The following is a 13,382-nucleotide window of genomic DNA, read 5'->3' on the forward strand; positions in this document are numbered from 1 at the left end:
AAATCAAATGGCAACGATCAGCAGCCTGGGCGTAGGCGCCAACCTCGACCTCGCCTCCTTGCTCACGCAACTCCAGACCGCCGAGAGCCAGCCGCTCGTGGCGCTGCAGGCAAAAGCCAAGAGCTACACCAGCAAGCTGTCCGCCTACGGCACGATCCAGAGCGCGCTCAGCACGCTGCAGACCGCCGCCAAGAAGCTGGGTGACCCGACGCTGTTCCAGAGCGTGACCGGCACGCCCACGGTCAGCGGCATCCTGTCCGCATCGGCCACGGACGCGAGCGCGGCCGGCAACTACACCATCGACGTGACGCAGCTCGCCCAGGCGCAGACGGTCATCGCCGCGGGCCAGGCCGACACCAAGACGCCCATCGGCAACGGCAAGATCACCATCGACTTCGGCCAGGTCACGGGCGGCACGCTCAACGCGGCCACCGGCCAGTACTCCGGCGCCACGTTCACCGCGGACGCGAGCCAGCCCGCCAAGTCGATCACCATCGACCCCACCAACAACACGCTGGAAGGCATTCGCAACGCCATCAACGGCGCCAACGCCGGCGTGACGGCCAGCATCGTGAACGACGGCAGCGGCACGCCCAACCGCCTGGTGCTGACGTCTTCCACGACCGGCGAGAAGTCGAGCATGCGCATCTCGGTGGCCGGCGACGCGCCGCTGCAGAACCTGCTGAACAACGACCCGGCCGGCACGCAGAACCTGAAGCAGACGACGGTGGCGCAGAACGCCAAGCTCAACGTGAACGGCATCGACGTCACCAGCTCCACCAACACCGTCAAGGAAGCCATCCAGGGCGCCACGATCACGCTGGTGAACACCGGCAAGACCGGCCTGTCGATGAAGGAGAACACGGCGGGCGTGAAGTCGGCGATCACGGATTTCGTGAATGCCTACAACACCCTGCAGAGCACGGCCAAGACGCTGACCTCGTACGACGCCGACACCAACACGGCGGCCGCCCTGGTCGGCGACAGCACGCTGCGCAACCTGCAGACGCGGATCCGCCAGGCGCTCACCACGCCGCAGGACGGCGGCACCAACGACATGAAGGTGCTCACCGAGATCGGCGTGGCCTTCCAGAAGGACGGCACGATCGCCATCGACGCCACCAAGCTCGACAAGGCCCTGGCCGGCAACCTCAAGGGCGTGGCGAACCTCTTCTCCAGCGCCACCGGCAGCACCGGCGGCTACGGCAAGCAGATCGACGCGCTGGTGACCGACCTGAACACCGGCGCCCTGAAGGTCGCCAGCGACGGCGTGACCTCCACCATCAAGGAGCTCGACACCCAGTACGACGCCATGCAGACGCGCGTGGACTCGACGGTTGCCCGCTACAAGGCCCAGTTCACCCAGCTGGACGTGCTGATCAACAGCATGAACAACACGAAGAACTATCTCACGCAGCAGTTCGACGCGATGTCGAGCAGCAGCAAGTAAGACAGACAACGAAGACCTGGAGCCGCAGCGATGTACACCCCTCACAACCTCCGCACCGGCGCCGGCGCCTATGCGCGCGTCGGCGTGGAAACCAGCGTGATGAGCGCGTCGCCGCACCAGCTCATCGTCATGCTGTTCGACGGCGCCAAGACCGCCATCGGCATGGCGAGGCACCACATGGCGGCCGGGGAGATCGAGGCCAAGGGCCAGGCGATCTCCAAGGCCATCGGCATCGTGGACAACGGCCTGAAGGCCGGACTCGATGCGCAGGCAGCCGGCGAGGCCGGTGCCGCACTCGTGAGCAACCTGTCCGCGCTGTACGACTACGTCGTGCGGCGGCTGTTCCAGGCCAACCTGCACAACGACGTGCAGGCGCTGGACGAAGCAGGCCAGCTGCTCGAAAACGTCGCTTCCGCCTGGCGGGAGATCGACGACCGGAACCGCGGCTGAGACGCGGCCGTAACTACAAGACAACAGGGATAGGTGAAAAAGATGGCAGTCCGGAGTGAGGTCGTTCATTGCTATGAGGAGCTTGCAGCCAGCGTCGCGCAGATGCTGGTGCTGGCACGGGCCAAGGAATGGGGCAAGCTGCCCGAGCTCGAGACCCGCTGCTCGGCGCTGGTCGAGCGCCTGCGCGCCATCGAGCCGCTGGAAATGCTGGACGCGATACAGATCGAGCGCGTGCTCGGCCTGCTCGACCGCATCCGCACGGACCAGGCCGAAGTCTCCGGCCTGATCAAGCCGCAGCTCGACGACCTGATCGACCGCATGGGTCATCTCCACAAGCAGAAGAGCCTCGGGCGCGCCTACGGGCAGACGCACTGAGCCTGGCTGTATTCGCCTGAGCCCGCCTGAACCCCCACCCGAGATGCCACGCCCATGACTGGACTTGCCGGACTGATCGACGCACTGCTGGCCGCACGGCTCGCACCGCGCCTCGACGTGCTGGGCATCAAGGGCGAGACGACCATCGGCGCGCCGGGCCCGGCCGTGGGCGTCGGCAAAGTCGACAACGATGTGCGGCTGCCTTCCAATGCCGCGCTCGACCGGCAGATACCGGGTGCGCTGACCGGCGGCGCGGTGCATGCCGGCGGTGGTGCGCCGTCGTCGGTGGCCACGCGGCTGTCGGTGGCGGCACGCGTCATCGGCGCGGTGCTGGCCGACCTGCAGGCGCAGCCGGGGCCGGTGCGCGGCGCGGCGCCGCTGCTGGCATCGGGCCAGCAACCCGCCAGCGCCGCGGCACTGGCCGGCGCGCTGGCGCGCACGGTGTCGGACAGCGGGCTCTTCTACGAAGCGCACCTGGCGGAGTTCGCCACCGGCACCCGCACGCTGGCGCAGATGGCGCAGGAGCCTCAGGCGCGTTGGGCGGGGCCGTTGGTTGCGCGGCCCGAGACGGCCGCCGCCCCGGTGAATGCGGCAGCGACGGCAACGGCGACCGCGACCGCGACCGCGACCGCGACTGCGGCGGATGCCGTCGACGTGCTGCTGCCGGCCGGTGCACCGCAGGCGGCTTCCGCCGTGGCGCAAGGTGAGCTGCCGCCCGCCGCCGCACCCAGCCCGCACACACCAGCGACTGCGCCTTCGACCCATGCCGCGGCACAGCCCGGCGCGGCGCAGGCGCCGGACCCTGCGGCATCGGCCGTGTCGGTCGATGCCTTGCGCCTGCAGGCGGCCTACGGCCAGAGCGATGGCGCACCGGCCCGCACGGCCCTGGACGGCGACATGCCCGCGCACCGCGCCGGCGAGATCGCGCGTTCGTCGGAGAGCGCCGCCGTGGCGCAAGCCGCGCGCGGCACCGAAGTCATTCATCCGCAGGCGGTCACGCTCGTGCACCAGCAGCTCGACCTGCTGGCCAGCGCCGCCTTCCGCTGGAGCGGCCAGGCCTGGCCCGACGTGCCGATGCGCTGGTCCATCGAGCAGGAACAGGACAGGCACGATGCCCGCGAAGGCGCGGATTCGGCACCGGAGGCCGAGCGCCGCTGGTCGACCACGGTGTCGCTGTCGCTGCCGCGCCTGGGCGAGGTCGACCTGCGGCTGAGCCTCGCGGGCGCGGCGGTGCAGGCGCACCTGACGGCGCGCGAAGCCACCACCACCGAGCGGCTGCGCGGCGACGCGGGCCAGCTTGCGAAACGCTTCGAGGCCGCGGGCCTCCAGCTGCAGCAGTTGCAGGTCACGGAAAAAGCCATGGCGGAGGCCGCATGAGCACCGCCCTGAACGACGCCATGGAGAACCGGCCCAGCGCGATCGCGCTGTCGTACGCCGACAAGACCAAGGCACCCGTCGTCGTGGCCAAGGGCTACGGCGTGGCGGCCGAATCGATCATGCGCGAGGCGCGCGCGCACGGCCTGTACGTGCACTCGTCGGCAGACCTCGTGAAGCTCTTGATGCAGGTCGACCTCGACCAGCATGTCCCGCCCGAGTTGTACCTGGCGGTGGCCGAGGTCATGGCGTGGATCTACGGCCTGGAAGGCCGTGAACAGAATTAGCCAGGTGCGATCAATGCAAAGTCATGGACATTCCGATGAACGGAATCTGAATAGCAAATTCAGCAGTTCATTCAATGGCCGAATGCCCATAGTCTTTATTAATTCGCAAACTGAAATGAATAAATTATTCCCGAAAACGTCTGTTTGTAACCACTGGTTGCATGTTTTAGGTTACCCAGTTTCCGACGCTGGCGAACCGCTCTCACAGGGAGAGCGCGGAGGCCTTGTCGGACGTTTCCTACTTTTTTTGTCGCCATCTCTTACAAAGTACTTCAAAGTGTAAAACTTTGTGTATAGAATGTATACACGGTCAATTAGAACCTTTGGTGGACTGAGGAACGGAAATGGAACAAGAGATGGAAAACGGTAATTTCAATGCAGGCGGCGTGATTTCCAAGGAAATCGGCGAAATAAACCTGGCTTATATGCTGCTCGCGCAGAAACTGGTCAAGCAGGACAGGGCGGAAGCCATGTTCCGGCTGGGCGTGGGGCGCGAGCTCGCCGATCTGCTGGCGAACATGTCGCTCAGCCAGATCGTGAAGCTGGCGGCTTCCAACTTCCTGCTGTGCAGCTTCAGGCTGGACGACCGCCCGATGTTCGCGGTGGTGGGAGAAGGCAAGGAGCCCGCATTGCAGCAGGCCCACATGTCGATCCTGATGGCGGCGCGCCAGATCCAGGCCCAGGGCCAGATGCGCGACGCGGGCGTGGCGGCTGCATGACCACCCGCAAGAGCGTCCTTGGCGAGGTCCGTGAAGTCCAGCTCGCTGTCGAGCTGATCGGGCTCGGCGCGCGCCTGCAGTTTCTCGAAGCGGCGGTGTCGCTGAGCCGGGAACGACTGATCCGCCTGTACAAGGAACTCAAGGGCGTTTCGCCGCCCAAGGGCCTGCTGCCGTTCTCGACCGACTGGTACATGACCTGGCTGGCCAACATTCACTCGTCGATGTTCTACAACATCTACCGCTTCATGCTGGACGAGGCGGACGAGAACGAACTGCCCGCGCTCATCAAGGCCTACCGGCTCTATGTGGAGCAGGTGTCCTCCCAGGGCGGCGAGGTCGTGCTCGACTTCACCCGCGCCGAGACGATGGTGCGCTTCTTCGACAGCGACATGCTGCAACTGAGCCCCTGCAGCCGGTGCGGCGGCCACTTCGTGGCGCATGCGCACGATCACAAGAACGGATACGTGTGTGTCCTGTGCCGTCCGCCTTCGCGCGCAGGCAAGGCACGCAAGCCCAAGCTCGCCGAAGTGCGGCTGAGCGGATTCGGTGGGTTGGTGGCCGCAGGGCCAGCGTTGGACCTCGGCGGCGCAAGCTAGAAAAAGTACCCCCGCGCCCGTCTTGCGGACGTTCGGGGATTGAATGAATTGACGCCTCAGGGCGATAGGGGTAGCCCGTGCTGGTTCTGGTTGGATACATCGTGGTGATCGGTTGCGTGTTCGGGGGCTACGCCCTCATGGGCGGGCACTTCGGCGTCCTGTTCCAGCCGATCGAGCTGCTCATGATCGGCGGCTCCGCGCTGGGCGCGTTCATCGCGGGCAACAACGGCAAGACCATCAAGGCGACCATCAAGGAGCTGCCGCTCCTGCTGCGCAGCTCCAAGCACAACCGCCAGCTCTACATGGACCTGATGGCGCTCCTGTACGAGCTGCTCGCCAAGGCCCGCAAGGAAGGGATGATGAAGCTGGAGTCCGACGTGGAGAACCCGGCCCAGAGCGAGATCTTCTCGCGCTACCCGAACATCCTGGGGCACGAGGGCATCACCGTGTTCCTGAGCGACTACCTGCGCCTGGTCATCAGCGGCAACACCGACGCCCACGAGATCGAGGCCCTGATGGACCACGAGATCGAGACCATCCGCCACGAGGCCATGGTGCCCGGCCACAGCCTGGCCCGCGTGGGCGACGCGCTGCCGGCGCTGGGCATCGTCGCGGCCGTGATGGGCGTGGTGCACGCGCTGGCCTCGGCCAACCTGCCGCCTTCCGAGATGGGTGCACTGATCGCCCACGCCATGGTCGGCACCTTCCTGGGCGTGCTGCTGGCCTACGGCTTCGTGTCGCCGCTGGCCTCGCTGATCGAGCAGAAGGTGGAAGAGAGCATGAAGATCTACCAGTGCGCCAAGGTCACGCTGCTGGCCAACCTCAATGGCTACGCGCCGCAGCTGGCCGTGGAGTTCGGCCGCAAGGTGCTGTTCTCGACCGAACGCCCGTCCTTCTCCGAACTGGATGACCACGTTCGCGAAGTCAAGGCGCGCTGACGCGCCGCCCGACCCGATACCCCCGCAATCGAGCGAACGACAGAGCCACCATGAGCGAAGGCAAGCCAAGGATCATCATCAAGCACGTGCACAAGGCGCACGGCGGCGGCCACCATGGCGGTGGCTGGAAGATCGCGTATGCCGACTTCATGACGGCCATGATGGCGTTCTTCCTGGTGATGTGGCTGCTGTCCATCTCCAGCCCGAAGCAGCGTGACGGCATTGCCGAGCACTTCCGCATGCCGCTGCGCGTGGCGATGAACGGCGGCGACAAGGCCAGCCTGAGCTCCAGCATGATCTCCGGCGGCGGCGCCGACCCGATGCATGTCGAGGGCGAGGTCAGGAACACCGAGACCACGAGCGAGGACGAGGCCGACGCCAGCCGCCTGGCCGAGATGAAGCAGCAGCTCGAAGAGCTCATCGCCAAGAGCCCGGTGTTCCAGCAGTTCCGCTCGCAGATCCTGATCGACATCACCACCGAAGGCCTGCGCCTGCAGATCGTGGACACCGAGAACCGCCCGATGTTCGAACTGGCCAGCGCCCGCGTGGTGCCGCACATGCGCGCCATTCTTCGCGAGCTGGCGCCTGCGCTGAACCTGCTGCCCAACAAGATCACGCTGTCGGGCCACACCGACGCCATCGTCTACACCAACGACCGCTCGTACGGCAACTGGGAGCTGTCGGCCGACCGCGCCAACGCCTCGCGCCGCGAGCTGGTCATCGGCGGCATGACCGAGGGCAAGGTGCTGCGCGTGATCGGCCTGGCCGACAGCATGCACCTGGACAAGGCCGACCCGCGCAGCCCCATCAACCGGCGCATCAGCATCATCCTGCTCAACCGCCGTACGCAGGAACGCATCGAGCACGAGAACAGCACCGAACCCGTGGGCACGCGCGTGGGCAACGTGCCCGGCGCACCCGCTCCCAAGGCGACGCCCGCGTCGCCATGACAACGACAAGAAATCACATGCGGCAGGCGTGAGAGCGCAGGCCCGGAGCACAAGAGATGGACCTCAGTCAATTCACCCAGGCATTCTTCGTCGAAGCCATCGAGCTTCTCGCGGAGATGGAGCAACTGCTCCTGGCGCTCGATGTCGAGTCGCCGGACAGCGAACAGCTCAACGCCATCTTCCGCGCGGCGCACTCCATCAAGGGAGGCGCCGCGACGTTCGGTTTCACAGCCCTGACCAACACCACGCACGTTCTCGAGACGCTGCTGGACCGCGCCCGCCACGGGCAACTGGTCCTGAGCGCTTCGATGATCGATGCCTTTCTGGAAACGAAGGACGCCTTGCAAGAACAACTCACCGCCTACCAGGCCGGCAAGGAGCCGGAACCCGACATGGTCGCGCACATCTGCGGCGTGCTCCAGCAGCTCGCCCAGGAAAACGGCGGCGACGGCAGTGCGGCGCCCAAGCCGCTGGCCGCGCGCACGCCGGTGCCGGCGCCCGCACCGGCGCCAGCGCCCGTTGCCGCCGCGCCCGCGCCCGTGGACGCCGCAGCAGCGGCGGGAGACGGGGTGCTGCGCATCCGCTTCGCCCGCCTGTCCGACAGCGAATGCGAGCTGCTGGCCGGCGAGCTGGCCAACCTGGGCACCGTGCGCTCGCGCACGCGCAGCAGCGACCAGCTGACCATCCTGCTGGAGACCACCTGCGACCCGGACGACATCGTGGCGGTGTGCTGCTTCGTCATCGACGAGTCGCAGATCGACATCACGCGCGAAACCGGCGATGCGCCCGAGGTTGCGCAGGCCGTGGCCGCCGTCGAGGCGCCCGCCGCCGTGGCGCAGCCCGCGCCCGAACCCGAACCTGAACCCGAACCGCTGCTGGTCGCCGAGGCGCCCGTGAAGCAGGCCGCTGCCGCGGCGCCCGCGGCAGCCGGCGCCAAGGAGTCCAGCTCCATCCGCGTGGACGTCGAGAAGGTCGACCAGCTCATCAACCTCGTGGGCGAACTCGTCATCACGCAGTCGATGCTCACGCAGGCCGCCACCATGCTCGACCCCGTGGCCTACGAACGCTTCCTGAGCGGCCTGGGCCACCTGGAGCGCAATGCGCGCGACCTGCAGGAGTCGGTGATGTCCATCCGCATGATGCCGATGGACTATGTGTTCAGCCGCTTCCCGCGCGTGATCCGCGACGTCAGCGCCAAGCTGGGCAAGCAGGTGCGCCTGGACACCTACGGCAAGGAAACCGAGCTCGACAAGGGGCTCATCGAGCGCATCGTCGATCCGCTCACGCACCTGGTGCGCAACAGCCTGGACCACGGCATCGAGACGCCCGAAGTTCGCCTGGCCAAGGGCAAGGACGCCACCGGCCAGCTGCTGCTGTCGGCGCAGCACCACGGCGGCAACATCGTGATCGAGGTGAGCGACGACGGCGCCGGCCTCAACCGCGAACGCATCCTCGCCAAGGCCCTGCAGCAGGGCATGGCGGTCAGCGAGACCATGCCCGACGAGGAGGTGTGGCAACTGATCTTCGCGCCCGGCTTCTCCACCGCCGAGCAGATCACCGACATCTCCGGGCGCGGCGTGGGCATGGACGTGGTCAAGCGCAACATCCAGGAAATGGGCGGGCATGTGGAGATCCACTCGCGCGGCGGGCAGGGCACCACCACGCGCATCATCCTGCCGCTCACGCTGGCCATCCTGAACGGCATGTCGGTCAAGGTGGGGTCCGAGGCCTACATTCTTCCGCTGAGCTACGTCATCGAGTCGCTGCAGCCGCTGCCCGAGCACCTGCATTCGATCACCGCCGACGGCCATGTGATCCGGGTGCGCGGCGAGTACCTGCCGCTCATCGAGCTGCACCGCGTGTTCGACGTGAGCGGCGCGCAGACCCAGCCCACGCAGGGCATCCTGGTGATCGTGCAGGCCGACGACAACCGCTTCGCGCTGATGGTGGACGAGCTGCTCGGCCAGCACCAGGTGGTGGTGAAGAACCTGGAGACCAACTACCGCAAGGTGCCGGGCATCTCGGCCGCCACCATCCTGGGCGACGGCAGCGTGGCTTTCATCATCGACGTGGGCGCCATGCCGCGCATCCAGCGCGCGCAGGCCGCGAGCGCGGTCGCGCTGGCGGGGGCTGCCCGGAGGACCGACGCCATCGCCCTGTGACGCCCACACAAGACGGAGACAGCTGAATGCGTTTCGATTTCTTCCGACGTTCCGGTTCCGGGGACACCAACGGCAACGCTGCCTCGGGTGCCGCGCTGGTGTCCAGCGAGCCCGGTGCCAACGGCCACGTGGCCTATGAAATGCTGCTCGATGCGCAACGCCGCGTCATCGGCTACCGCATGGCGTGGCGCGCGCCGGGCGACGAGCCCGGCTCGCGCACGGCGTCGCCGGCCGCTGGCGTCAAGGCGCTGATGGACACGCTCGCCGTGCACCTCAACCCCGAGAACAGGGGCTGGCTGCTGGGACCGCAGGTGCTGTTCGTCGACGTGGCCGTCGACGCGCTGTTCCAGAGCGAGCTGCAGTCGCTGCCGGCGAACAACGTGGTGCTGTGCATGGGGCCGGACGACCTGCTGGACGCCGACATGCGCTCCATCCTGATGTTCCTGCGCGAGCAGGGCTTCGGCTTCATGCTGTGCGGCGCGCAGTCCTTGCCCGAAGACCCCGAGCTGCGCGCCATCGTCACCCACTTCGAGGTGGACGCCACCGACGTGGCGACCGTGTCGCGCATGCGCCAGGAAATGCTGCTCGGCCATCCGCCGGTGGAGCTCATCGCCGCGCGCGTGAAGAACTGGAACGAGTACGAGGCCTGCATCGCGCGCCGCGTGAACGTGTTCATCGACGGCACCTTCGGCAACCCGCCGGTGCGAGAGGCCGAGGACGCGCTGCAGCCCGAGTCGCTGCTCATCGTGCAGCTGATGCAGATGATCCAGCGCAACGAGGACGTGCGCACCATCGAGGCCTCGCTCAAGCACGACGCCGCGCTGACCTACCGGCTGCTGCGCTACATCAACTCGCCGTCGGTCGGCGTGGCGGTGGAGATCCATTCGCTGCGCCACGCGGTGACGATGCTGGGCTACTCGCCGCTGTACCGCTGGCTGTCGCTGCTGCTGGCCACCAGCAACAAGGCGGGCTCGCCCTTCATGATGAAGAAGGCCATCCTGCGCGGGCGTTTCGTCGAGCTCATGGGCCAGGGCATGCTGCCGCCCGGCGAGTCCGACAACCTGTTCGTGGCCGGCATGTTCTCGCTGCTCGACCAGTTGCTGGGGGTGTCGATGGAAGGCGTGCTGCGCAAGGTGCAGCTCACCGAGGCGGTGCAGCAGGCCATTCTGTCGCGCGGCGGGCTCTATGGTCCCTTCGTGGCGCTGGCAGAGGCCTGCGAGCTGGACAACGGCGAGGCCTCGCGCCTGTCCGAAGCGCTGTTCGTGAGCGCCTCGCAGGTCAACGCGGCGCAGCTGTCGGCCCTGGTGTGGTCGCAGGACGCGGGTCCTGCCGCGTCGGGGCCGTGAAATGACCGTGACCGTGATGGCGCCCAAGCCCCGGAAAGTGCAGGGCTTTGGTGCGTCTCATCGGCGCATTGGAAACGGCGGCTGCTATGTACATTGAAAGCCATATTTCCAAGGCTGCCGTGAACTCCGAGTTTCTTTTTACCGACAGCGATTTCTCGCGGATCCGCACGCTCATCCATCGCCGCGCCGGCATCGCCCTGGGCGAGCAGAAGCGCCAGATGGTGTACAGCCGCCTCTCGCGGCGGCTGCGCGAGCTGCAGGTGCCCGAGTTCGCCACCTACCTCGACTGGCTCGAAGAGCGCCAGGACGGGGACGAGTGGCAGGTGTTCATCAACTCGCTCACCACCAACCTCACCTCGTTCTTTCGCGAGGCGCATCACTTTCCGACGCTGGCCGACCACGTGCGCCGCGCGCAGCAGCCGGTCACGGTGTGGTGCGCCGCGGCATCGACCGGGGAGGAGCCCTATTCGCTGGCCATCACGCTGATGGAGGCGCTGGGCGACAAGGCGGCCTCCGCGCGCATCATCGCCACCGACATCGACACCGCGGTGCTGGCCAAGGCCGCGACCGGCGTGTTCACCACCGAGCAGGTGCGCGCCCTGGCGCCGGAGCGGCTGCGCCGCTTCTTCAACAAGGGCACGGGCGCGAATGCCGGCAAGGTGCGCGTGCGTCCCGAAGTCGCGGCGCTGGTGAAGTTCTCGCGGCTCAACCTGCTCGACAGTTCGTGGTCGGTGAAGGAGCCGGTCGACGCGATCTTCTGCCGCAACGTGATGATCTATTTCGACAAGCCCACGCAGAAGAAGGTGCTCGACCGCTTCGCGCCGCTGCTCAAGCCGGGCGGCCTGCTGTTCGCCGGGCATTCGGAGAATGCGTCGCTCGTCAACCCGGCGTTCCGCCCGCTGGGGCAGACGGTGTACGAGCTGGCGCGCGCGCGCACCCCGGGCCTGCCATGAGTGCCACCCATGTGGGCGCGCCGGGAGCGGTGGCGACCCATCACTACTTCGACCGCGACGTCGGCCTGATGGCCGTGAAGCTGCTGCCGTCGGAGTACTACGTGACCTCGAGCGACACCGTGCTGAGCACCGTGCTCGGTTCGTGCGTGGCCGCCTGCCTGCACGACCGCGAAGCGGGCGTGGCGGGCATGAACCATTTCATGCTGCCCGACGAGGGCGAGGCGGGTCCCGGGGCTCCCAGGCGCCACGCCACCGAATCGATGCGCTACGGCGCCTACGCCATGGACGTGCTCATCCGCGAGCTGGTGCGCGTGGGCGCGCGGCGCGACCGGCTGCAGGCCAAGGTGTTCGGCGGCGGCGCCGTGCTGGCCAACATGACGACGCTGAACATCGGCGACCGCAATGCGGATTTCGTGCTGCGCTACCTGCGCGACGAACGCATCGAGATCGCCGCGCAGGACCTGCGCGGACCGCATGCGCGCCGCGTGTGCTTCCTGCCCTCGACCGGCAAGGCCATCGTGCGCAAGCTGCGCGCGCAGACGGAGGTTCAGCAAGTACAGAGCGTGGAAGGCGAATTGCTGCGCGGGCTCACCGGCCTGCGCACCGCGCCCGATCTGCAACGAACGGCCCCCCTGCCGGTCGCCCGTGTGGCGCCGGCGGCCGCAATCAAAGGAAACCGGTGAGCGTCAAGAAAATCAAGGTGCTGTGCGTCGACGACTCGGCACTGATCCGCAGCGTGATGACCGAGATCATCAACAGCCAGAGCGACATGACCGTGGTCGGCACCGCGGCCGATCCGCTGGTGGCGCGCGACCTCATCAAGGTCACCAACCCCGACGTGCTCACGCTCGACGTGGAAATGCCGCGCATGGACGGGCTGGAGTTTCTCGAGAAGCTCATGCGCCTGCGCCCCATGCCCGTGGTGATGGTGTCGTCGCTGACCGAGCGCGGCTCTGAAATCGCGCTGCGTGCGCTCGAGCTGGGCGCCATCGACTTCGTCACCAAGCCGCGCCTGGGCGTGCGCGACGGGCTGCTCAACTACACCGAACTCATTGCCGGCAAGATCCGCACGGCCGCGAGCGCGCGGCTGCTGCCGAGCCGGCATGCCACCGCACGCCCGGGCCATGGCGCCGGTGCCGACGCGCCGCAGGAATCGCTGCTGCGCAGCCCGCTGCTGAGCACCGAGAAACTCATCATCATCGGTGCGTCCACCGGCGGCACCGAGGCCATTCGCGAAGTGCTGCAGCCGCTGCCGCCGGATTCGCCCGCGGTGATGATCGCGCAGCACATGCCGGCCGGCTTCACGCGTTCGTTCGCGCAGCGCCTGGACGGCCTGTCCCGCATCAACGTGAAGGAAGCCGAGCACGGCGAGCGCGTGCTGCCGGGCCATGCCTACATTGCGCCGGGCGGCTTCCACCTGTCGCTGGCGCGCAGCGGCGCCAACTACGTGGCGCACCTCGACCAGGAACCGCCGGTGAACCGCCACCGCCCGTCCATCGACGTGCTGTTCGACTCCGCGGCCAAGCATGCCGGCAAGAACGCCATCGGGATCATCCTGACCGGCATGGGCAAGGACGGTGCCGAGGGCCTGCTGCGCATGAAGCGCGCCGGCGCCCACACGCTGGCCCAGGACGAAGCGAGCTGCGTGGTCTTCGGCATGCCGCGCGAAGCCATCGCGCTGGGCGCGGTGGACGAGGTGTCCCCCCTGAGTGAAGTGAGCCGCCGTGTTCTGGCGCATCTGCGCACGTTCGGTGAACGTGCGAACCGAGTTTGAAAAAAGAC

At 67.3% G+C, this 13,382-nt stretch carries 14 protein-coding genes; all 14 read left to right on the forward strand.

The annotated features are described in order from the left end of the window. Nucleotides 1–7 precede the first annotated feature (7 nt). On the forward strand, nucleotides 8–1,450 hold the full coding sequence (gene fliD, locus AC1DJH_RS12065; protein ID WP_478185855.1) for a flagellar filament capping protein FliD: 1,443 nt from the start codon (nucleotides 8–10) through the stop codon (nucleotides 1,448–1,450). A 30-nt stretch (nucleotides 1,451–1,480) separates the two neighbouring features. Further along, nucleotides 1,481–1,900, forward strand: a complete 420-nt coding sequence (gene fliS / locus AC1DJH_RS12070) for a flagellar export chaperone FliS (RefSeq protein WP_472121325.1) — start codon at nucleotides 1,481–1,483, stop codon at nucleotides 1,898–1,900. 42 nt (nucleotides 1,901–1,942) lie between these two features. Further along, on the forward strand, nucleotides 1,943–2,275 hold the full coding sequence (locus AC1DJH_RS12075) for a flagellar protein FliT (protein WP_478185856.1): 333 nt from the start codon (nucleotides 1,943–1,945) through the stop codon (nucleotides 2,273–2,275). A 54-nt stretch (nucleotides 2,276–2,329) separates the two neighbouring features. Next, on the forward strand, nucleotides 2,330–3,652 hold the full coding sequence (gene fliK, locus AC1DJH_RS12080; protein ID WP_478185857.1) for a flagellar hook-length control protein FliK: 1,323 nt from the start codon (nucleotides 2,330–2,332) through the stop codon (nucleotides 3,650–3,652). After that, complete coding sequence (locus AC1DJH_RS12085) at nucleotides 3,649–3,936, forward strand: EscU/YscU/HrcU family type III secretion system export apparatus switch protein (protein WP_435436199.1); 288 nt, start codon at nucleotides 3,649–3,651, stop codon at nucleotides 3,934–3,936. Before fliK ends, AC1DJH_RS12085 begins: the two co-directional genes overlap by 4 nt. Nucleotides 3,937–4,292: 356 nt before the next feature. After that, nucleotides 4,293–4,655, forward strand: coding sequence for a flagellar transcriptional regulator FlhD (flhD, locus tag AC1DJH_RS12090; protein WP_435436200.1), 363 nt, complete (start codon nucleotides 4,293–4,295; stop codon nucleotides 4,653–4,655). Further along, entirely contained in the window at nucleotides 4,652–5,251 is a 600-nt protein-coding gene (gene flhC / locus AC1DJH_RS12095) for a flagellar transcriptional regulator FlhC (RefSeq protein ID WP_435484649.1), read from the forward strand. The genes flhD and flhC overlap by 4 nt, the downstream gene beginning before the upstream one ends. A gap of 77 nt (nucleotides 5,252–5,328) precedes the next feature. After that, complete coding sequence (motA, locus tag AC1DJH_RS12100; RefSeq protein ID WP_435436202.1) at nucleotides 5,329–6,189, forward strand: flagellar motor stator protein MotA; 861 nt, start codon at nucleotides 5,329–5,331, stop codon at nucleotides 6,187–6,189. A gap of 50 nt (nucleotides 6,190–6,239) precedes the next feature. Continuing rightward, on the forward strand, nucleotides 6,240–7,139 hold the full coding sequence (gene motB, locus AC1DJH_RS12105; protein ID WP_478185858.1) for a flagellar motor protein MotB: 900 nt from the start codon (nucleotides 6,240–6,242) through the stop codon (nucleotides 7,137–7,139). 56 nt (nucleotides 7,140–7,195) lie between these two features. Then, complete coding sequence (gene cheA, locus AC1DJH_RS12110; protein ID WP_472121333.1) at nucleotides 7,196–9,301, forward strand: chemotaxis protein CheA; 2,106 nt, start codon at nucleotides 7,196–7,198, stop codon at nucleotides 9,299–9,301. Between the two features lie 26 nt (nucleotides 9,302–9,327). Then, the gene (locus tag AC1DJH_RS12115) at nucleotides 9,328–10,647 is read left to right on the forward strand and encodes an EAL and HDOD domain-containing protein (protein WP_472121336.1); all 1,320 of its coding nucleotides are present in this window, start codon (nucleotides 9,328–9,330) and stop codon (nucleotides 10,645–10,647) included. A gap of 86 nt (nucleotides 10,648–10,733) precedes the next feature. After that, nucleotides 10,734–11,600 (forward strand): CheR family methyltransferase, encoded by an 867-nt coding sequence (locus AC1DJH_RS12120; RefSeq protein WP_472121339.1) that lies wholly within the window; start codon nucleotides 10,734–10,736, stop codon nucleotides 11,598–11,600. Then, nucleotides 11,597–12,283, forward strand: a complete 687-nt coding sequence (gene cheD, locus AC1DJH_RS12125) for a chemoreceptor glutamine deamidase CheD (RefSeq protein ID WP_472121340.1) — start codon at nucleotides 11,597–11,599, stop codon at nucleotides 12,281–12,283. The genes AC1DJH_RS12120 and cheD overlap by 4 nt, the downstream gene beginning before the upstream one ends. Then, entirely contained in the window at nucleotides 12,280–13,374 is a 1,095-nt protein-coding gene (locus AC1DJH_RS12130; RefSeq protein WP_472121342.1) for a protein-glutamate methylesterase/protein-glutamine glutaminase, read from the forward strand. Before cheD ends, AC1DJH_RS12130 begins: the two co-directional genes overlap by 4 nt. Nucleotides 13,375–13,382: the final 8 nt, after the last annotated feature.

Source organism: Variovorax sp. 10N412 (genome assembly GCF_056394985.1).

What these genes read in the sequence shown, in the direction of transcription:
- fliD (WP_478185855.1), top strand. Translation starts at nt 8, where the DNA reads ATGGCAACGATCAGCAGCCTGGGCGTAGGCGCCAACCTCGACCTCGCC.
- fliS (WP_472121325.1), top strand. Translation starts at nt 1,481, where the DNA reads ATGTACACCCCTCACAACCTCCGCACCGGCGCCGGCGCCTATGCGCGC.
- AC1DJH_RS12075 (WP_478185856.1), top strand. Translation starts at nt 1,943, where the DNA reads ATGGCAGTCCGGAGTGAGGTCGTTCATTGCTATGAGGAGCTTGCAGCC.
- fliK (WP_478185857.1), top strand. Translation starts at nt 2,330, where the DNA reads ATGACTGGACTTGCCGGACTGATCGACGCACTGCTGGCCGCACGGCTC.
- AC1DJH_RS12085 (WP_435436199.1), top strand. Translation starts at nt 3,649, where the DNA reads ATGAGCACCGCCCTGAACGACGCCATGGAGAACCGGCCCAGCGCGATC.
- flhD (WP_435436200.1), top strand. Translation starts at nt 4,293, where the DNA reads ATGGAAAACGGTAATTTCAATGCAGGCGGCGTGATTTCCAAGGAAATC.
- flhC (WP_435484649.1), top strand. Translation starts at nt 4,652, where the DNA reads ATGACCACCCGCAAGAGCGTCCTTGGCGAGGTCCGTGAAGTCCAGCTC.
- motB (WP_478185858.1), top strand. Translation starts at nt 6,240, where the DNA reads ATGAGCGAAGGCAAGCCAAGGATCATCATCAAGCACGTGCACAAGGCG.
- cheA (WP_472121333.1), top strand. Translation starts at nt 7,196, where the DNA reads ATGGACCTCAGTCAATTCACCCAGGCATTCTTCGTCGAAGCCATCGAG.
- AC1DJH_RS12115 (WP_472121336.1), top strand. Translation starts at nt 9,328, where the DNA reads ATGCGTTTCGATTTCTTCCGACGTTCCGGTTCCGGGGACACCAACGGC.
- AC1DJH_RS12120 (WP_472121339.1), top strand. Translation starts at nt 10,734, where the DNA reads ATGTACATTGAAAGCCATATTTCCAAGGCTGCCGTGAACTCCGAGTTT.
- cheD (WP_472121340.1), top strand. Translation starts at nt 11,597, where the DNA reads ATGAGTGCCACCCATGTGGGCGCGCCGGGAGCGGTGGCGACCCATCAC.